Source organism: uncultured Xanthomonas sp. (assembly GCF_964278005.1).
Classification (GTDB): Bacteria; Pseudomonadota; Gammaproteobacteria; order Xanthomonadales; family Xanthomonadaceae; genus Xanthomonas_A; species Xanthomonas_A sontii.
This window is the reverse complement of the sequence record NZ_CAXYKF010000023.1, coordinates 26,707-44,052: the sequence shown is the minus strand read 5'-3', so window position 1 is coordinate 44,052 and position 17,346 is coordinate 26,707. Positions and strand designations below refer to the sequence as shown.

Annotated in this window: 15 protein-coding genes; 2 read left to right on the top strand and 13 right to left on the bottom strand. The window is 69.8% G+C overall.

Features of this window, described 5'->3' with window-relative positions; all coding sequences use genetic code 11:
• Positions 1-53 precede the first annotated feature (53 nt).
• The 13 genes from ACHWVH_RS14615 to ACHWVH_RS14555 all read right to left on the bottom strand — a co-directional run bounded on the left by ACHWVH_RS14615 (position 54) and on the right by ACHWVH_RS14555 (position 14,380).
• Positions 54-644: a hypothetical protein gene (locus ACHWVH_RS14615; protein ID WP_394687451.1), complete on the bottom strand. Its 591-nt coding sequence runs from the start codon at positions 642-644 to the stop codon at positions 54-56.
• A gap of 421 nt (positions 645-1,065) precedes the next feature.
• Positions 1,066-1,824 carry an HAD family hydrolase gene (locus ACHWVH_RS14610; protein ID WP_394687693.1) on the bottom strand — a complete coding sequence of 253 codons (759 nt, stop codon included), beginning with the start codon at positions 1,822-1,824 and terminating at the stop codon, positions 1,066-1,068.
• A gap of 205 nt (positions 1,825-2,029) precedes the next feature.
• Positions 2,030-2,416: an EF-hand domain-containing protein gene (locus ACHWVH_RS14605; RefSeq protein ID WP_394687450.1), complete on the bottom strand. Its 387-nt coding sequence runs from the start codon at positions 2,414-2,416 to the stop codon at positions 2,030-2,032.
• A 226-nt stretch (positions 2,417-2,642) separates the two neighbouring features.
• On the bottom strand, positions 2,643-3,032 hold the full coding sequence (locus ACHWVH_RS14600; protein WP_017910737.1) for a hypothetical protein: 390 nt from the start codon (positions 3,030-3,032) through the stop codon (positions 2,643-2,645).
• A gap of 79 nt (positions 3,033-3,111) precedes the next feature.
• Positions 3,112-3,309 carry a CPXCG motif-containing cysteine-rich protein gene (locus ACHWVH_RS14595; RefSeq protein ID WP_010340161.1) on the bottom strand — a complete coding sequence of 66 codons (198 nt, stop codon included), beginning with the start codon at positions 3,307-3,309 and terminating at the stop codon, positions 3,112-3,114.
• Positions 3,310-3,338: 29 nt separating this feature from the next.
• On the bottom strand, positions 3,339-4,028 hold the full coding sequence (locus ACHWVH_RS14590) for a M15 family metallopeptidase (RefSeq protein ID WP_394687692.1): 690 nt from the start codon (positions 4,026-4,028) through the stop codon (positions 3,339-3,341).
• A 196-nt stretch (positions 4,029-4,224) separates the two neighbouring features.
• Positions 4,225-5,589 carry an XVIPCD domain-containing protein gene (locus ACHWVH_RS14585; RefSeq protein ID WP_394687449.1) on the bottom strand — a complete coding sequence of 455 codons (1,365 nt, stop codon included), beginning with the start codon at positions 5,587-5,589 and terminating at the stop codon, positions 4,225-4,227.
• A 67-nt stretch (positions 5,590-5,656) separates the two neighbouring features.
• Positions 5,657-6,208 carry a lysozyme inhibitor LprI family protein gene (locus tag ACHWVH_RS14580; protein WP_295926181.1) on the bottom strand — a complete coding sequence of 184 codons (552 nt, stop codon included), beginning with the start codon at positions 6,206-6,208 and terminating at the stop codon, positions 5,657-5,659.
• 222 nt (positions 6,209-6,430) lie between these two features.
• Entirely contained in the window at positions 6,431-8,341 is a 1,911-nt protein-coding gene (locus tag ACHWVH_RS14575) for a peptidoglycan-binding protein (RefSeq protein WP_295926180.1), read from the bottom strand.
• 154 nt (positions 8,342-8,495) lie between these two features.
• Positions 8,496-9,278 (bottom strand): hypothetical protein, encoded by a 783-nt coding sequence (locus ACHWVH_RS14570; protein WP_017910732.1) that lies wholly within the window; start codon positions 9,276-9,278, stop codon positions 8,496-8,498.
• A gap of 384 nt (positions 9,279-9,662) precedes the next feature.
• The gene (locus tag ACHWVH_RS14565; protein ID WP_295926178.1) at positions 9,663-10,592 is read right to left on the bottom strand and encodes a hypothetical protein; all 930 of its coding nucleotides are present in this window, start codon (positions 10,590-10,592) and stop codon (positions 9,663-9,665) included.
• Positions 10,593-10,705: 113 nt separating this feature from the next.
• A complete protein-coding gene (locus ACHWVH_RS14560; RefSeq protein WP_267086756.1) occupies positions 10,706-11,506 on the bottom strand; it encodes an N-acetylmuramoyl-L-alanine amidase in 801 nt (266 codons plus the stop codon).
• An 87-nt stretch (positions 11,507-11,593) separates the two neighbouring features.
• Entirely contained in the window at positions 11,594-14,380 is a 2,787-nt protein-coding gene (locus ACHWVH_RS14555) for a TonB-dependent receptor plug domain-containing protein (RefSeq protein ID WP_394687691.1), read from the bottom strand.
• Between the two features lie 342 nt (positions 14,381-14,722).
• Between ACHWVH_RS14555 and ACHWVH_RS14550 the strand changes: the two genes are divergently transcribed.
• Positions 14,723-16,117: an SH3 domain-containing protein gene (locus tag ACHWVH_RS14550; protein WP_295926172.1), complete on the top strand. Its 1,395-nt coding sequence runs from the start codon at positions 14,723-14,725 to the stop codon at positions 16,115-16,117.
• Complete coding sequence (locus ACHWVH_RS14545; protein WP_295918068.1) at positions 16,114-17,217, top strand: dipeptide epimerase; 1,104 nt, start codon at positions 16,114-16,116, stop codon at positions 17,215-17,217. The genes ACHWVH_RS14550 and ACHWVH_RS14545 overlap by 4 nt, the downstream gene beginning before the upstream one ends.
• Positions 17,218-17,346: the final 129 nt, after the last annotated feature.

The following is a 17,346-nucleotide window of genomic DNA, read 5'->3' as shown; positions in this document are numbered from 1 at the left end:
AAGACATGGACGCGCGTGCAGGCGGCAACGCCGTGCGTCGTGCTGCGCCGCGCTTACTGCGGGCGCGTCGACCCGTCCTGGGGCTGTGCCGCGGCGCGGTCGCGGGCGGCGCGGTCGCCCAGTTGCCGGCGCAGCAGCGCGTCCAGCATGATCGGTCGGTCCCAGTGGTCGTAGCTGGCGACGATGGCATGGCGCAGCGCACGGTAGGCCAGCGAGCCGGGCGCTGCGTCCAGGTCGCTCGCCACCGTCGCCCAGCCAGCCGGCACGCCGGCAGCCGTGCGCGCACGCACCACCTCGCGGTAGGGTCGTCCCGCGGCCTTGGCCAGGAATGCGGCGACATAGACATCGCGCGGCGGCCAGCGCCGCTCGCGCAGCAGGACCTCGGCATAACCGCGCGGCATCTGCGCGTAGCGCGCGACCTCGTCGAGGAAGCTGTCGGGATAACGCGCGGCGTAGCGGTCGATGTCCAGCAACTGCCGATCGATCCAGGCATCGTCGGTGCCGGGCACCTCCGCCGGCGCGTCCTCCTTGGCCTCGCCGGCAGGGGCGCGTGCAGGCGCCGCCGCGCCCTGCGCCACGGCCGGGCCGGCAGCGCACAGCGCGACGCACAGGAACAGACCGGCAGGAGAGCGATGCAGGCGCATGCGTCGATTCTGCCGGAGGCGGCGGGCGCTGTCAGCGTGCGTGCGAGGGGCCTCGCCGGCCTGGCAGCCGGCACGTTGGACAGGAAGGTTCCGTCGCGCGCCGCAACGCGTTCGCCGCGCAACCACGCGAACGCGCAGTCGCATGCTCACCGACACGCGACGGTCGGCAGCATCGCGTCCGGATGGGGTCGCTGCATGGTGCTGGCCGGAAAGTAGCCTGTAGGAGCGACTTCAGCCGCGACGCGCGGTGGCGCGCGCATGGCTGGCTTCGGACACCGTCGGGACTGAAGTCCCTCCCACAGGGCATCCGCCACACCGACCGTGCACTCGTGGGAGCGGCTTCAGCACTGGAGGCGCCCTAACGCCGTTCCCCTGCGGCAAGACCAGACTGGCACGCGTCGTCGCCGGGCGCCGCGGTTGCTCAGCCGTGCTGCAGCCCTGCCGCATGCCGGTTGAGATCCGCCACCGCTCGAGGCCAGTCCGCCGCCGCGGCCACTTCGCGCAGGCGCGGTTCGTCCGCCGACAGCCCGTGCTCGGCCTCGTGCGCCCAGGTGGTGGTGTACGGCGTATGGATGCCCCAGCCGCCGAGGGCGATCACCGGCTCCACGTCCGAACGCAGCGAATTGCCGATCATCACGAAGCGCTCGGCACCGATGCCGAACTCGGACAGCACCTTGGCGTAGGTCTTGGGATCCTTCTCCGACACCACCTCGATCCGCGGGAACAGTTCGCCCAGGCCGGACTGCGCGATCTTGGCTTCCTGGTGGAACAGGTCGCCCTTGGTGATCAGCACGATCTCGAACTCGGCGGCGATCGCCGCCACCGCCTCGCGCACGCCGGCGATCACCTCCACCGGATGCTGCAGGGTGGCGCGGCCGATCTCGACGATGCGCCCGATGTCGCGCGCGGAAATGCGCGCCTCGGTCAACTCGATCGCCGCCTCGATCATCGACAGGGTCATGCCCTTCACGCCGTAGCCGAACACCGCCAGGTTGCGGCGCTCGACCGCCAGCAGGTGTTGCAGGGTGCGCGCGTCGCGCAGATCCAGGTACTGGCCGAGGATCGCTTCGAACGCGGCCTCGGCGTCGCGGTAGTAATCCTCGCTCTTCCACAGGGTATCGTCGCCGTCGAAACCGACCAGGGCGATGGGAGAGGAGCGCAGCGCGGGGGGTGTCGGCATCATCGGTCAAGCATAGCAGCGCATCCCCGACCCGCAGGCGACACCCACTGCGCCACCGCACAAAGCACGACGGCGGCCATGGGCCGCCGTCGTGCTGGAGCGTCCGGGTGCACCGACACGCGAGATGGTGCACCGCAAGTTCGGTCCCGGCGAGGCGGTGCGCGCCCTCATCGCCGCGCAGTCGCCCGTGCCGGGACCGCTCCCGTTACTGGCCGCCGTTGCTGTCGCTGCCGGTGCTGCCGGTCGCCGCGCCGCCCTGCTGCTTGGCGACGTAGGCCTTGTATTCTTCCGGGGTCAGCTTGCCGTTATGGTCGGCATCGGCCTGCGCGAAGATCTGGCTGAGGCCGGCGTTGACCTGCGCCTCCTGCTTGCTGATGGCACCGTCCTTGTCGGCGTCGACATCGGCCCAGGTCTGGCCGCCGCCCGAGGCCGCACCGGCCTGTCCGCTCTGGCCGGTGGCGCTGGTGGACGACTGCGTCTGCGCCTGCGCGGCGGCATCGGCCTGCGCATCCTGGGCGAACGCGGGCAGGGCCAGCGCGGCGGCGAGAATGGCGGCGGTACCGATCAGCGGGGTGCGGTTGCGAATGTTCATGGGTGGATTCTCCTTGGCTCTCTCGGTGTGGCATGTCCGGTCGATTCCGGAACACGGCGCTACCGTGCCGGTCTCAGACTGAATCCATTCCCTGTGGAAAAACACCGCAAAACGGATCGTTAACCACGGCGCGTGCGCGAGGCGCTACTGCGTTGGTTAGGGTTCGGTGAGCCCTTGGTAAGGCATCCATTCGAGACGTTCGGATTGCAGAAAGAAAACGTCTGTTTCAGCGTGTTTCGTGACCGCCGTCGCCGGCGTTTTCGCTTGAACGCGCCCTGAATACGACCCACGCCAGGGCCACGCCGGAGAGGGCGCCGGCCACTTCCAGCACCACCCGCGAGCCCAGTTCGTCCGGATCGTGGATGCTGGCCAAGGCGATGCGCGCGTACAGCGGCGACTCCAGGCGCACGATGCTGGTGTAGAACAGGTTCCAGCAGTCGATCCCGGCCGCCACCGCCACCGCGATCAGGCAGGCGCCGCCGAGTTGCTGGCCCTCGGACCAGCCCAGCCGCCGGCCCAGCCATTGCCACAGCGCATACACCAGGAAGCCGACCGCCAAGGCGATCAGCCCGGCTTCCAGCGAGCCCAGCAGGCCGAAGTGCAGCGGCAGGTTCATCGGGTGTCCTCGGTCGGCAAGGCCGCAAGTCTAGAGGGTGTCGCGCATCGGCGTGCGCCGCGCCACGGCAGCACGCGAATCAACTGGCGTTTTCGGCGATCGCGCTCACCACCGGCGCGCCGTCCTCGTCCCAGCGCACCGTCATCAGCATCGGCTTGCAGCACACCTGGCAGTCCTCCACGTACTGCTGCACGTCCACCGACGGATCCAGGGCGACGTCGATCCATTCGCCGCAGTAAGGGCATTGCAGGTCGACGAACTGGTGCGTGCCGGTCATGGGTGGTCCGTGGCGAAGACGAGGAGGCGCTAGCGCACCGGCACGTCGAAGGCGACGCCGGGGCTGGGCTCGGGCTGGAAGGTGTAGTGCCACCATTCCATCGGATAGTTGACGAAGCCGCGCGCGGCCATCGCCTTCAGGAGCTGCTGACGATGCCCGCGCTGGGTGGCGTCGATGGCCGGCGTGTCGGTGTGCGCGCTGGGGTCGAAGAAGTCGAAGCCGGTGCCCATGTCCACTGCGCGGCAAGCGCCCTGGCGGCAGTCCAGCAGACCCAGATCGACGGTGGCGCCACGGCTGTGGCCGGAGTGTTCGGCGATGTAGTCGCCGAGCAGCACGCCCTTGTCGAGCTTGGGGTAGTAGCGCGCCTTGGCGACCTGATCCTGCGGATCGCGCGCCCAGGCGACGAAGGCGCGGACCGAGCGCTGCGGCCGATAGCAGTCGAACACCTGCAGGCGGTAGCCCTTGGCCTGCAGGTCGCGTTGCACCTGCGCCAGGGCCTTGGCCACCAGCGCCAGCAGATAGCACTTGGGCGCGTCGTAGCCGGGCACCGGGCGACCGGTGAAGTTGTCGTGGCCGGCGTAGCGGATGTCCATCGCGATATCCGGCGCGAGCGTGTGCACGTCGACCAGTCCCGCCTGTTCCGCCGTGGTCGCCGGCGAGGTGGTCGGTTCCACCGCGAACGTAGCAGGCACGACGGCGAACGCGAGCGTCAGGCCCACTGCGCGCAGCGCGCCAGCCCGGCGCCCGGGGCGCGACGGAGAAAGGTGGCGGCAGAAGCGGTCATGCGACATGTGTGCAGCATAGGCCATGGCCGCGGCCGCTGTCCTGCCGCGCGCCTGCCACGACGCGCGATGCGAACTGCGCAAGGCAGGGCGGCCAGCGGCACGTGCCGATGACCGCCCTGCGCGGGGCGACTCAGCGCCCGGGCGTCTGCGACTGGGTCTGGGTGCGCTGCTGGTCCTGTACCTGCCGCTCCTGCGCCTGGCGCTGGGTCTCGGCCGCCAGTTGCTGCTGGCTCTGCTCCAGCGGCACGGTCGCCGCCTGCTGACGGTCAACATACGCGCGATGCACGTCGTGCGCGTTCTCCGGATTGCGCTGCACCGCGATCATGCCGCGGCCATCGGTGCTGGCGACCAGGTCGTCGATGCGCGACATGCCGCTGACCTTGGCCTCGAACGCCAACTGCCCGGCCGCACGCTGCATGGACTCGCGGTCGCCGTAGCCACCGTTGCGCCCCTGCTTTTCCAGCTGCGCGACCGCCTGGTCGAACAGCGGACTGTCGCGCCGCAGTTGCTCCACGCCCTGCTGCCGCTGCACGCTGCGGTCGATCGCGCCCAGCGTCTCCGGGCCGGCCTTGCCGTCCACGCCCTTCAGGTGCTGGTCCTGCTGGAACTTCTCCACCGCCGCTTCGGTCTTCGGGCCGTAGGTGCCGATCGCATCCTTGGCCTCCAGGTAGCCGAGCGTGGCCAGTTTCTCCTGCAGGCCCTTCACCGCCTCGCCCTGCGCATTGCGCGCCAGCACGCCGTTGTGCGCGGCCGGCTCGCGATGGCCGTCGTGCGGCTTCGGCGCGGTGTGCCCGTCGCGCTGCTCGCCGGGCTTGGCAATGGTCTTGCCGAGGTCGGCCAGCTTGAGCAGGTCGGCCTTCTCGTTCTCGGCGCGGTTCTCCAGCGAGTCCAGGGTCTTCTGCTTGTGCACGCGCGGGAACAGGTCCTTGACGTGCTCGGCCTTGTAGTCCTGCACCGCGCTGACGATCTCCTTGTCGGAAATCTTGGACAGATCCGCCTGCTTGCCGAACTTCTCTTCCATGGCGCGCAGGAACACGCCGGACCCGCCCGGCTTCTTGTCGCTGCCCGGACCGTACTGGACCGCGGTGCTCCACATCGCGTCCTGCACCGCCGGGCCGCGGTCGGACAGGTCCATGCCCTTGTCCTTGAGCCGGTCGACCAGTTTGTCGAAGTGGGTGCGCTTGATGTAGTCGTGCTGTTCCTGGCCGAAGCCGGGGTCGTTCTTGGCCAGTTCCTTCCACTTGGCGCTGAACGCGTCCGAACCCGGCTTGAGGCCGGCGAAGTCGTCGCTGTACTTGCTGTCCTTGACGAACGCGGCGACGGTGCCGCCGTTGATGACCTTGCCCTCACGGGTCGTCGTCTGCGAGGTCATCTGGTACGAGCCGTAGGACACGCCGCCCGGGTCGTCGACGCCGGAGGACACGGTCGACGCGCCGCGGCTGCCGGTCTCGTAGTGTTTGGAGGTCTGGCCCAGTTCCCAATCCTTGTCGCTCATCGCGTTCTCCTTGGCAGGACGCGCGGCGTGGAAAGCGCCGCGCGTCGGGTTCGATACAGGGGTGAAATCAGTGCGCTTCGAGTTCGTCGGCGCGGTGCGCGGTCATTTCCAGCCGGCATTCGGCCGCATCCACGCGCTCGGCCTGTCCGCCATCCGGATCGGCGACGCACTTCTCGTCGCGCTCGGCGATCCACTTGCGCTGCCGCTCGCGCAGCGCGTGCTGCTCGGCCTCGCCGAGCTTGGCCATCGCCGCCTTGTAGGCGGTGTTGAGGCGCTGGTCCTGGTAGGCGTGTTCGTCGGAAATGCAGTCCAGCATCGCCGGGGTCGCGCCGCCGGCGGCGGTGATGCAGGTGTCGTAGGACGGTCGCAGCACGGGGGAATCTCCTGAAGCGGTGGAAGGGGTGGGCGCCGCAGCCGGTGCAGCCGGCGTGGCCGCGCCCGCATCGGCCTGGGTACCGGCATCGTGCGCGGCGGCAGGGGACGCGGCGGCCGCAGTGTCCGCCGACGGAGCGGCCGGTGCCTGCGTCTGGCCGGGGGTGGAAGACGGCGCACTGCACGCGGCGGCGGCCACGCACAACAGCAGCAGGGAAGAGTGTTGGAACGCCTTGGCGATGGCCATGGTCGGAATGCGTCCTTGTCGTTTGCGCGAGCGGGAAGGCGAGGTTCTAATCGATCGTCGTGCACCCTGTCCATCGCACGCCGCGATGGCAGGCGATCGTGTTTGGCCGGCGTTGGGCAATGTCGCGCCGGCGCATGCGCGGCGGTTTTGCGCAGCGCTCGACATCTCCACGCACGACCACCTCCGCGCAACGCGCGACGGCGGCCGTTGCCGCGAGACCGATCAGCGCGGCGCCTGGGTCTTTTCGCGCTGCGGATCCGGCTGCTGCGCCTGCTCCTGCGTCTGCCGCTGGGTTTCGGCGGCCAGCTGCTGCTGGCTGCGCTCCAGCGGCACCGCCGCGGCCTGCTGCCTGTCCACGTAGGCACGATTGACGTCGTGCGGATTGTCGGGATTGCGCTGCACGGCGATCAGGCCGCGGCGGTCGCCGCTGAGCACCAGGTCGTCGATGCGGTTCATGCCGCTGACCTTGGCCTCGAACGCGACCTGGCCGGCGGCGCGCTGCATCTCTTCGGCGCTCTTGAAGCCGCCGTTGGGTCCCTGCTTCTGCAGGTGGTCCATGGCCTGCTTGTACAGCGGGTTGTCGGCCAGCGCCGCAGCCTCCGCCTTGGCCGGCGCAGGCTGCTTGGCGATCGCCTCCAGGGTGGCCTTGTCGGCGATGCCGGTCGCCGCCAGGCCCTTCTCGCGCTGCAGGTTGGCGACCACTTCCTTGGTGCGATCGCCGTAGTAGCCGGTACCGCTGAGCAGCTTGCCCTGGTCGTCCTTGACGCCCAGTTCGATCAGGCGCTGCTGCATCGCCTTGACGTCGGCGCCCTGCTCGCCCGGCTTCAGCGCCGTGCGCGGCTCCTGCGCGCCCTGCGTCTGCGCCTGGGTCTGCTGGCGGTCCTGCAGCAGGTCGCGGCCCTTGGCCAGCGGATCGGAGGCGAACAGCTTGGCGTTCTGATGCGTGGCCAGGTAGTCGTCCAGCGGCATGGTGTTGACGCCCTTGCTGCCGGTGGACTGGCTGACCAGCAGTTCGCCGCTCTTGGGATCGCGCACGACCATCATGATGTGGTCGATGCCCTTCCAGTGCTCGTGCGCGGTCTTGCCCGAATCCACGCCGATGACCATGCCTTCCTTCAGCGCGCCGGGCTTGAACACGTCCTTGCCCTCCAGCAGCACGCCGGAGCTGTCGTAGGCCTTCTTGACGATCTCGCCGGAGCCGGTCATGCCCTGCACCAGCATGTCCTTCTGGGTGAACACGTCGCGACCGGCCTTGCGGTTGATCTCGTTCATCGTCGCGTTCTGCAGCTCGGTGACCCAGCCGGAACAGTCGATGTAGCCCTGCGACAGATGCTTGCCGTCCACGCCGGGGTGGTAGTACTTGCTGCTCTTGACGTTGATCGCGTACTTGACGTCGTCGTGCTTGACGCCCAGGTCGTAGGCGGCGGTCAGCGCGATGCCGTCGTGGCCGCCCTGCTTGCCGCCGGCCGGTGCCGGCGTGCGCGCGGGCGCCTGGGCGGCCTGGCCCTCGGCGAGCGGCTTGATGCCCTTTTCCGGGATCGCGATGTGGTCGTACTTGGCGTCCCAGTACTTCACGAAGGCCTTGGCCATGTCCTGGTCGGACAGCTTCTTGAAGTCGGCCAGCGAGGTGCCGGTGTAGGCCTGGAACTGGCGCGCGCCCTGCGCATCCTTTTCGCCGGGGACGTTGTTGAGGATGTTGGCGCGGGTGCCCTTCAGCTCGAAGTGGCCGGTGGCGATCGCGGTCTGGATCGAGCGATAGCCGCCGGCGCCCTGCTGGTGCGCCATGTACATGTCCAGGCCGTCGGGCTGCGCCTTGCCGGACAGGTAGGCGCGGCCGTCGCGCTCGTGCTGGCGGGTCAGGCTGTTGCGGTTGTCCTGGTACATGCGCGCGGCGGCATCGGTGTTGGCCACCGCGTCGAGCTCGCGACCGCGGATGCCGTAGGCGCTGGCGGCGCCGGGCGTGAACTGGAACAGGCCCTTGGCGCTGTTGGGACCGCGGCTGGCCTGCTCGTCGAAGCGGCCGCCGGTTTCGATGTAGGCGAAACGCATGAAATCGTCGACCGGAATCTGCCGCTGCCTGGCTTCTCGCTCGATGATGTCGAGATTCTCTGCCTTGCTGGTATCGCGTGCCATCTCGTGTAACTCCTTGAGGTTGAGGTACGGCCATCGCGGCCGCCTGGGTCAACCGAGCTCGTCCATGAGCTTGTTAGTGCGCGGTCAACAGAACGATTGCGTACTGCGGAACATCGGGTGCTGCGTCACCGGCGCGCCGCCGCGCGCCGTGGAGTCATGCGACGGGCGTCGGCTGATACTGGCCGCTGTCCGGGTCGTAGGCGTACTGCAGGACGTCGCTGCCATCGAGCAGGCGCGCGCGGCCGGGACCGGCGATCGCGGTGCCGTGCAGCGCCACCCGCAGCGCCGGCATGTGCTGGCCGGGCACCGCCTGGAATTCCAGAGCGCCAGTGCTGGACACGTGCGGCACCACGCCGTCCGGGTCGCTGGCCGCCTCGTTGTCCTCGCCGGCCGCCACCGTGCCGCAGTAGACCCAGCTACGGTAATCGCCGAGATCGTGCCGGTTCGGATCGAACACGAACATGGCGAAACCGGCTTCGGTGATGCCGTTTTCGAAGCGGGTGGTCGGCACGGCCAGCAGCAACCGGCCATCGCCCAGCGCATGCTGCTGCGGCGCGCGGGTGGTATCGAACGCATCGGCGCGCGCGTAGGCGCCGAAGCTGCCGACGTAACGCTGCGCATGCAGCACCATCCACGGCCGCTCGCCGCCCGGGGTGGTCAGCTGGAAGGTGGCGGCACCGAGCGAGACGCCCTCGCCGGGGTTCGGGAAGGTTTCCGCATCGTCGATGCCGTACCGGCCCGGCGTGGCGTAGCTGAAACCGGTGTAGTACTGCTTGCCGTCCAGCTCGAAATGCCGGCCGCCCCAGAAATTCACCACGGCACCGTTGTCGATCTCGTAGGACACGGCGCCATCGCCGTCCCAGCCGTAGATCAGGTACAGCACGCTGCCCGCATCGGGTGGCACTTCGGGAGCGGCGCGCTTGTTGTCGTTCGACATGTCCAGAACATCCTGTATTCGGTGAAGAAGCCGGAAGAACCCACCTGCACATTCCGATGCGCCCCGCTACCGCGGCCGGCGTGACGCAGGAGGCGCACGACGCGGACGCGGCGCGCTGCACGGAGAGCACACTCCCCGCAGGCGCAGCTTCGGACGGAACAAGGTGACGTGCACGCCGGCCCCGAGCAGGGGCGGTGATGGCGGTCGCACATGGCGAACCGCACGCCGGCAATCCACGCCGGCATTTCGGGCGAGTGCAGCATCCCATGCCGCTCGCGAATGACTCGCCTGATCATCAGGCCCCGTGGGGCGCATCTTAAACCAGGTCCTACGCCCGAAACCACCGCTGCCGCGCGCGCCGCGTCACATCCGCGCGCCGTCCGTTCAGCGGTCCAGCGGCGGGGTGTAGTGCTGCTTGGCGGCGTCGTAGGTGTAGGTGACGGCGTCGGCGGGGCCCAGCGTGCGCACCTTGCCCGGCCCTTCCACCGCCGTGCCCTGCAGGGCGATCCGCAGCGACGGCACATTGCCGCTGGCCGGCGGCACGAAGCTCAGCGTGCCGGTGCTGGTGGCGCACTTCATGGTGCCCTGGTCATCGCAGGCGGCGCTGTTGTCCTCGCCGGCGGCGACCGTGCCCAGGTAGACCCAACCCTTGTAGTCGCCAAGGTCGTTCTTGTTCGGGTCGAAGGTGAACACCGCGAAGCCGGCACTGGTGATGCCGTCGGCGAAACGGGTGGTCGGCAGCGCCAGCAGCAGGTGGCCATCCTTGGTCTCGGTGCTCTGCGGCTTGCGCTGCTCGTCCAGGGTGTCGGCCTTGCCGTCGGAGCCGAAGTCGCCGGCCCAGCGCTGCGCGTGGAACAGGGTCCAGGCCGGCTTGCCGCCGGCGCTGTCGAGCACGTAGGTGGCCTGGCTGATGCTGACGGTCGCGGCCGGGTCGGGCATGTCCTGGTCGCCGCCCTGGTCCCCGGGCTTGGCGTACTTGCCGCCGGTGGCATTGGCGAAACCGGTGTAGTACTGCTTGCCGCCGAGGTCGAAGCGGTAGCCGTACCAGAAGCTGGCCACCGCGCCGTTGTCGATGGCATAGGACGCCGAGCCGTCGCCCTTGGCGCCGTAGATGTCGGCCAGCACCTGGCCCGGCGCCGGCACCTCGGCGGCGGCCGGCTGCGCCGCGGCGCTCGCGTCGGCGGGCGCGGCGGATGCGGGCGCGCTCGCCGTCGCCGGGGTCTGCGCCGCGGCCGGCGCATCGGCGGCCTTGTCCTTGCACCCGCCCAACAGCAGGAAGGTTGCCGCCCACAGGGCCGTGGTTCCTCGCCTCATCGCACTGCGTCCTTTGGAGTCCGTTGGCGCGCGATGCTACCAAGAACCGCGGCGACGCCAAGTGACAGGCGTGCACGCCGCCGGGACCGGCGCCCAGGCCGCAGCGCCCCGGCTCAGGGCGCGTCCGGCTCCATCGCCGGCACCGGCTGCGGGCGCGCCAGCAGCGGCTGGGTCAGCGCGTACAGGATGCGCAGGTCTTCATCGTCGAAGGCAGTGGCGTCGTTGCCGCGGTAGTGGTGGTGGAAGGCGCGCAGGGTCGCCGCCCGGTCGTCGACCGGATAGCCGATCAGCGCCAGCGCCTGCCACGGATCGAAGCCGGGGGGCGCCGGCGGCGTGTCGGCGGCCGGCCAGCGGCCGAAGCCGGCGTCGGCCAGTCGCTTCCACGGGAACAGCGGGCCCGGGTCGACCTTGCGCGAGGGCGCGAAGTCCTCGTGGCCGACCACCTGGGTGCGCGGGATGCGCAGGCGCGTGCACAGGTCCTCGAGCAGCACCAGCAGGCTGTCGATCTGTTGCGGTGCGAACGGGGTCTTGCCATCGTTGTCCAGTTCGATGCCGATCGAGGCGGAGTTGATGTCGGTGATGCTGCCCCAGCGCCCGGCGCCGCCGTGCCAGGCGCGGTCCTGGTCGGCGACCAGTTGGTAGCGCGTGCCGTCGCGGCCGATCAGGTAGTGGGCGCTGACCTTGCCCTTGCTGTTGTGCGAGCGCAGCGTGTCCAGGCTCTGCTGCACCGAGTGCTGGTCGGTGTAATGGATGACGATCAGGATCGGCCGGCGCGCGTCGTAGTTCGGCGACGGCACCCAGGTGGCCAGCGGATTGCGCTGCGGCGCGTGCGCGCAGGCCCCGAGCAGCGCCAGCGTGCCCAGCAGCAGCAGCCGGCGCACGGCGGATGGGGACGGCACGGGAACGCGGGTCATGGGCACATCCTGGTCGGGGACGCACAAGCGTACGCAATCGGTGCGGCGGTGGCGTGCAGGCGCACGTCGGCGCTCACCGCCGCGCACTCAGAAGCGGTAGTTGAAGCTGACGTACCACTGCCGGCCGATCGCGCTGTACACCCGCGGGAAGTACGGCCAGGTGGTGTAGGTGTCGTCGCGTGGGTGCAGCGCGTCGAACACGTTGAGCACGCTCAGGCCGATGGTCGCCTTGTCGGTGATCTGCTTGGCGAGGTCGAGGTTCCACACCAGGTAGGGCGCCACGCGGCCGCGCTCGGCGTAGTCGGGCCGCGAGCCGTAGCGGTAGCCGTACACGCTGGCCGACCAGTCGCCGCGGTTCCAGTTCGCACGCCAGTTGCTGCGCGTGCGGAACGCCAGGTAGTCGACGTCGTTCATCACGTCCACCGGGCGCGCGCCGGCGAACTGCGCCACCTCCATCCGCAGCACCCGGGTCAGGCCGCCCTGCAGGCCGAGCGTGCCCCAGGCGCCGAGGTCGAGGTCGTAGCGCAGGCTGGCGTCGATGCCGTCGGTGCGCATCAGCGACTGGTTGATGGGGAAGGTCTTGAACACGGTGATCTGGCCTTCGCTGGTCAGGTCGGTGCCGGGGCTGCGCGTCACCGCGTCCAGGTAGAAGCGGCAGGCCGCCGAGGCGGTGTCCACCGCGGCGCCGGCGCGGTCGCGGCCGAGCAGGCAGTTGGCGTTGTTCTCCAACAGGGTTTCGCTGGAGATGGCCTCGACACGGCCCTTGAGTTCGATGCGGTAGTAATCGACGCTCAGCGACAGCGCCGGCAGCGCATCCCACACCGCGCCGAGCGTGGTCGACTTGCCGGTCTCCTCGCGCAGCAGCGGATTGGAAGCCTGGGTGGAGAAGGTCTGATACTCGTGCGCGCTCGCGCAGGCCGCCGACAACGGATCCAGACCGTCGCGGCGGCACAGGTATTCGTCGACCACGGTGGGATTGTTGGCGCTGGTGCCGGCGTAGATCCACAGCAGGTCCGGCGCGCGGAAGCTGGTGGCGTGGCTGCCGCGCAGCAGCAGGGTGTCGAACGGGCGCCACTCCAGACCGGCCTGCCAGGTCGCCGCGCCATCGACCGCGGTGATGTCGTCGTAGGCGTCGTAACGCGCGGCCAGGGTGGCGCTGAGCCGGCTGGCGATCGGCACGCGCAGTTCCAGGCCGGCGGCGTAGCGCTTGCGCGGACCGCCGCCGGGTGTCTGGGTAAGGTTGTAGATGCGCTCGCTGCCGGTGTAGTCGACGGTGGTGCGCGGATCGGGCTGCAGGTCGTAGGTCTGCCGCGCGGCTTCCAGCACGGTGGCGATCTGCACCATGCCCGCCGGCAGCTCGAACAGGTCGCCACTGACCACGAACTGCGCCTGGTCGGTGGCCGATTCGCCGCGGCTGACCACCTCGGTGGTGAGCTGCTGGTACAACGCCGGGCTGCCGGGCGCGAACAACCGGTCCGGGCGCACACGGCGGATTTCGGTGCCGTCCGGCCGATAGCCCAGCACCGGCCCGAAGTAGTAATCGCGCACCGCGTTGGTGAGGAAGCGCGGGCGCCGCGTGGTGATGTCGTAGCGCGACAGCGACACGCTGGCATCCCAGTCGAAGCGCCCATCGAAGGCCTTGCCGCGCACGCCGGCGTTGAGGTTCCAGCTGCGCTCGTCGTAGTCGATGGTCTTGATGCCGCCGACCTCGTCCGGCAGGAAGATGCGCTGCGCGGTGACCAGCCCCAGGTCCGGATCGTAGGCGGTGAACGCGCCTTCGCCGATGTAGTAGTGGGTCTGGCTGGAACTTTTGTCCTGCGAGCGGTTGGCCAGCAGTTGCGCGTAGGCGGTGACGTCGTGGCCGAGTTCGGCATCGCCGGCCAGGTAGGCCGAGGTCTTGCCGTAGCCGTTCTGCACCGAGCGCCCGGCGTAGTAGTCGAACGCGCCGCAGCGGTTGGGCGCGGCCAGGCTGTCGCTGGTGCGGTACGGACGGAACGCCGGATTGGTGGCGGTGCAGGCCGCGACCAGCGCCTGCGGCGAGGTCGACAGCGTGCCCGCCTGCGGCCACAGATAGGTGGTGCCGCGGCGCAGATACACGCCGGAGATCGACACATTGGGCGAGCTGGGATCGGCCTTGTTGGCCGGATGGTCGTCGTAGGAATCCATGAAGTCGCGCTGGCGGGCGACGATGGGTTCGCGATCCAGCCGCTCGAAGGCGTAGGTGACGCTCCAGCCGTCGCCGCGGCGCCCGCCGCTCCACTGCAGTTGCCCACTGTCGCCGCCACCGCGGGTGGTGGTGCCGGCGCGCACGCGTAGGCTGTCGCCCTGGAAATCGCGCTTGGTGATGATGTTGACCACGCCGGCGACCGCATCGGAGCCATAGATGGCCGAGGCGCCGCCGCTCATCACCTCGATGCGTTCCACCGCCGCCGCCGGAATGCTGCCCAGGCTGACCGCGGTGCCGTTGGCGCCGTAGGGCTGCGGATAATCGGCCATGCGCTTGCCGTTGAGCAGGATCAACTGATAGCCCGGCCCCAGCCCGCGCAGGTTGAGGTACTGGCCGTTGGGCGAACTGCCGGTCTGGTCGCTCTCGTTGAAGGTGCTACCGCTGAACTGGGTCAGCGTGCCCAGCGATTCCCACACCGTGGCGAAGCCCTGCTTGCGGATGTCCTCGGCGGTGATGACGGTGACCGGCGCCGGGCCTTCCACCTGCGCGCGGGCGATGCGCGAGCCGGTGACCAGCACCGCATCGAGATCGCGCGGCGTCGCCGCCTGTTCCTGCGCCGCGGCCGGCAAGGCCGCGACCAGCGTCGTCAGCGAAGCCAGCGCCACGCGCACGGACCGCAAGGGAAAAGGACGACGAACGATTCGCATGGGCACGCGGCTCTCCTGCTGGCGCGGGTGGATGGCGCGAACGCCGCGGGCGCGGCCACGGCCGAGCGCCTGTCCCTGGCGTCCACGCACACGGCGATGACCCGTGCGCGGCCCGCGGCCATCGTGTTGCGGGTTCCTGCATCTTGCCGAGCGGACGCGGCGCTGCCGTGCGCTGCCTGCACGTTCCCCAGCGCCATCGCCACGCGCCCCCTGTGCAGTCGGGTGTAACACGCGCTCGCAAAACCTGTCAACGCAGCGCCTTGACAGGAAAAAACCGGGAATCGAAGATCCTGGCGTCGGCGTGTAGCACACGCCGACCTTCTTTCCAGACAGTGGGTTCCCATGATCACTATGCGCGGCCTGTGCCTGTTGCTCGCCGCGGCGGCGAGCGGCGCCATCGCCACGGCACGCGCCACCGAGGCCATGCCGCTGCAGGCACAGCCGGCGCAGTTGCAGGCCGAACACTGGATCGCGCGGCTGCCGGCGGCGTCGGCACCGCTGCTGGAGGCGACGCAGCGCGCCTCGTTCAACGCCCGACTGCTGCGCGACGACCCGTCGATGCACGACCTGACGGCGCTGCCGACGCAACTGCCCGCCGCACAGGTGCGCGCGCAGATCCTGGCGCTGTCGGCGCCACCAACGCGTACGCTGTACGACATCCAGGGCGGCGTACTGGACGCCGCGCGATTGCAGGCGCTGCAGCGCGCGCTGGCGCTGGACGCGCTGCCGGCGCAGGTGCAGCCGCGCTACGCGCTGGTGGTGCAACGCGCCGACCTGCGGCGCTTCCCGACCGCCGAGCGCGTGTTCAGCGACCGCGACGATCGCGACATCGACCGCTTCCAGGAATCGGCGCTGTATCCGGGCAGTGCAGTGGCGATCCTGCACGCCAGCGCCGATGGGCAGTGGCTGTTCGTGCTGGCGAACAACTACGCTGCCTGGATCGCCCGCAACCGCGTGGCCGAGAGCGACCGCGCCAGCGTGCTGGCGTACGCGCAGCGCGCGCCGCGGCTACTGGTCACCGGTGCGCGCGTGGCCACCGTGTTCACCCCGGACCTGCCGGCCGCCTCGCAGGTGGCGCTGGACATGGGCAGCGCGCTGCCGTTGCTGCGCGACTGGCCGCCGCAGAACGTGGTCAACGGCCAGTCGCCGCTGGCCGCCTACGTGGTGCAGCTACCGCTGCGCGACCGCGACGGACGCCTGCAACTGGTGCCGGCGCTGATACCGCGCAGCGCCGACGTCGCTGAGGCGCCGCTGCCGGCCACGCCTCAGATGCTGCTGCAGCAGGCGTTCAAGTTCCTCGGCGAACGCTACGGCTGGGGCAACAGTTACGACGCGCGCGATTGCAGCGGCTTCGTCGTCGACCTGCACCGCAGCCTCGGCATCGACCTGCCGCGCAACACTGGCGACCAGGCGCGCAGCCCGGCGCTTGCGTCCGTGTCCTACACCGCCACCGACCCGCTGCCGCAGCGGCGGCAGGCATTGGCGCAACTGCGCGTCGGCGACCTGGTCTATATCCCCGGCCACGTGATGCTGGTGATCGGCCACGAAGACGGCCAGACCTGGGTGATCCACGACGTGGCCGGCGCCAGCTACCGCAACGCCGCCGGCCAGCTGCAGCGCGTGCGCCTCAACGGCGTGTCGGTGACGCCACTGGAATCGCTGCTGCTCGGCGACGGCACGCCGTTCATCGACCGCATCACCCGCATCCAGCGCCTGCGCGCGCCGACCGCCGAATGAAGATCACCGAGATCCGCCTGGGCATGCTGCGCGTGCCGCTGAAGACCCCGTTCAAGACCGCGCTGCGCACCGTGCAGGCGATCGAGGACGTGGTGGTCATGGTCCACACCGACGATGGCCGGATCGGGCATGGCAGCGCCCCGGCCACGCCGCCGATCACCGGCGACACCCATGGAGCGATCATCGCGGCGATCGAGCGCTGCCTGGCACCGCGCCTGATCGGCGAGGACATCGCCGACCTGCAGCGCCTGCGCGGCCTGATCCAGGGCGCGCTGGAGCACAACAGCAGCGCCAAGGCGGCGCTGGAGATCGCCGTGCACGACCTGTGGGCGCAGCAGCACGGCGCACCGCTGTACCGCCTGCTCGGCGGCGGCACGCCGCACCTGACCACCGACCTGACCATCAGCGTGAATGCCGTGGACACGATGGTGGCCGACGCGCTGTCGGCGCTGGCGCGCGGCTTCGTGGCGCTGAAGATCAAGATCGGCACCGATCTCGCCGAGGACATCGCACGGGTCAAGGCGATCCATGCCGCGGTCGGCGATCGCGCGCAACTGCGGCTGGACGCCAACCAGGGCTGGACGCCGAAGCAGGCGGTGCAGGCGATGCACGCACTGGAACATGCCGGGGTCACGCTGGAACTGCTGGAGCAGCCGGTCAAGGCCGGCGACGTGGACGGCCTGCAGTACGTGACCGAGCGCGTGCAGACCCCGGTGATGGCCGACGAAAGCGTGTTCTCGCCGGCGCAGGCGATCGCGCTGCTGCAGCGGCGCGCGGCGGACATCGTCAACATCAAGCTGGTCAAGGCCGGCGGCCTGTCCAACGCATTGCGCATCGCCGATATCGCGGCGGTGTACGGGGTGCCGTGCATGATCGGCTGCATGCTCGAATCGAGCATCGGTGTGGCCGCGGCGGCGCACCTGGCGGTGGCGCGCGCGGACGTCATCACCAAGGTCGACCTGGACGGCCCGTCGCTGGGGGCGTTCGATCCGGTGGTGGGCGGGGTGCAATTCGACGAGGCGCAGATCCGCATCGGCGAGGCGCCGGGATTGGGGATTCGCGAGATCCAGGGGTTGGAACTGTTGCCGCGGTCGGTGTAATGGCGACGCGCATCGCTGGCTGTCGCAATTGTGGGAGGGACTTCATTCCCGACTGCTGTCGCAATCGGTCATTGGATGGCTTCACTCGTCGCGACTGAAGTCGCTCCCACAGTGGCTTGCGGGAAGCCT

Coding starts and splice junctions, on each gene's coding strand:
- ACHWVH_RS14550 (WP_295926172.1), top strand. CDS start 14,723: ATGATCACTATGCGCGGCCTGTGCCTGTTGCTCGCCGCGGCGGCGAGC.
- ACHWVH_RS14555 (WP_394687691.1), bottom strand. CDS start 14,380: ATGCGAATCGTTCGTCGTCCTTTTCCCTTGCGGTCCGTGCGCGTGGCG.
- ACHWVH_RS14595 (WP_010340161.1), bottom strand. CDS start 3,309: ATGACCGGCACGCACCAGTTCGTCGACCTGCAATGCCCTTACTGCGGC.
- ACHWVH_RS14580 (WP_295926181.1), bottom strand. CDS start 6,208: ATGGCCATCGCCAAGGCGTTCCAACACTCTTCCCTGCTGCTGTTGTGC.
- ACHWVH_RS14570 (WP_017910732.1), bottom strand. CDS start 9,278: ATGTCGAACGACAACAAGCGCGCCGCTCCCGAAGTGCCACCCGATGCG.
- ACHWVH_RS14600 (WP_017910737.1), bottom strand. CDS start 3,032: ATGAACCTGCCGCTGCACTTCGGCCTGCTGGGCTCGCTGGAAGCCGGG.
- ACHWVH_RS14615 (WP_394687451.1), bottom strand. CDS start 644: ATGCGCCTGCATCGCTCTCCTGCCGGTCTGTTCCTGTGCGTCGCGCTG.
- ACHWVH_RS14605 (WP_394687450.1), bottom strand. CDS start 2,416: ATGAACATTCGCAACCGCACCCCGCTGATCGGTACCGCCGCCATTCTC.
- ACHWVH_RS14560 (WP_267086756.1), bottom strand. CDS start 11,506: ATGACCCGCGTTCCCGTGCCGTCCCCATCCGCCGTGCGCCGGCTGCTG.
- ACHWVH_RS14575 (WP_295926180.1), bottom strand. CDS start 8,341: ATGGCACGCGATACCAGCAAGGCAGAGAATCTCGACATCATCGAGCGA.
- ACHWVH_RS14610 (WP_394687693.1), bottom strand. CDS start 1,824: ATGCCGACACCCCCCGCGCTGCGCTCCTCTCCCATCGCCCTGGTCGGT.
- ACHWVH_RS14585 (WP_394687449.1), bottom strand. CDS start 5,589: ATGAGCGACAAGGATTGGGAACTGGGCCAGACCTCCAAACACTACGAG.
- ACHWVH_RS14565 (WP_295926178.1), bottom strand. CDS start 10,592: ATGAGGCGAGGAACCACGGCCCTGTGGGCGGCAACCTTCCTGCTGTTG.
- ACHWVH_RS14545 (WP_295918068.1), top strand. CDS start 16,114: ATGAAGATCACCGAGATCCGCCTGGGCATGCTGCGCGTGCCGCTGAAG.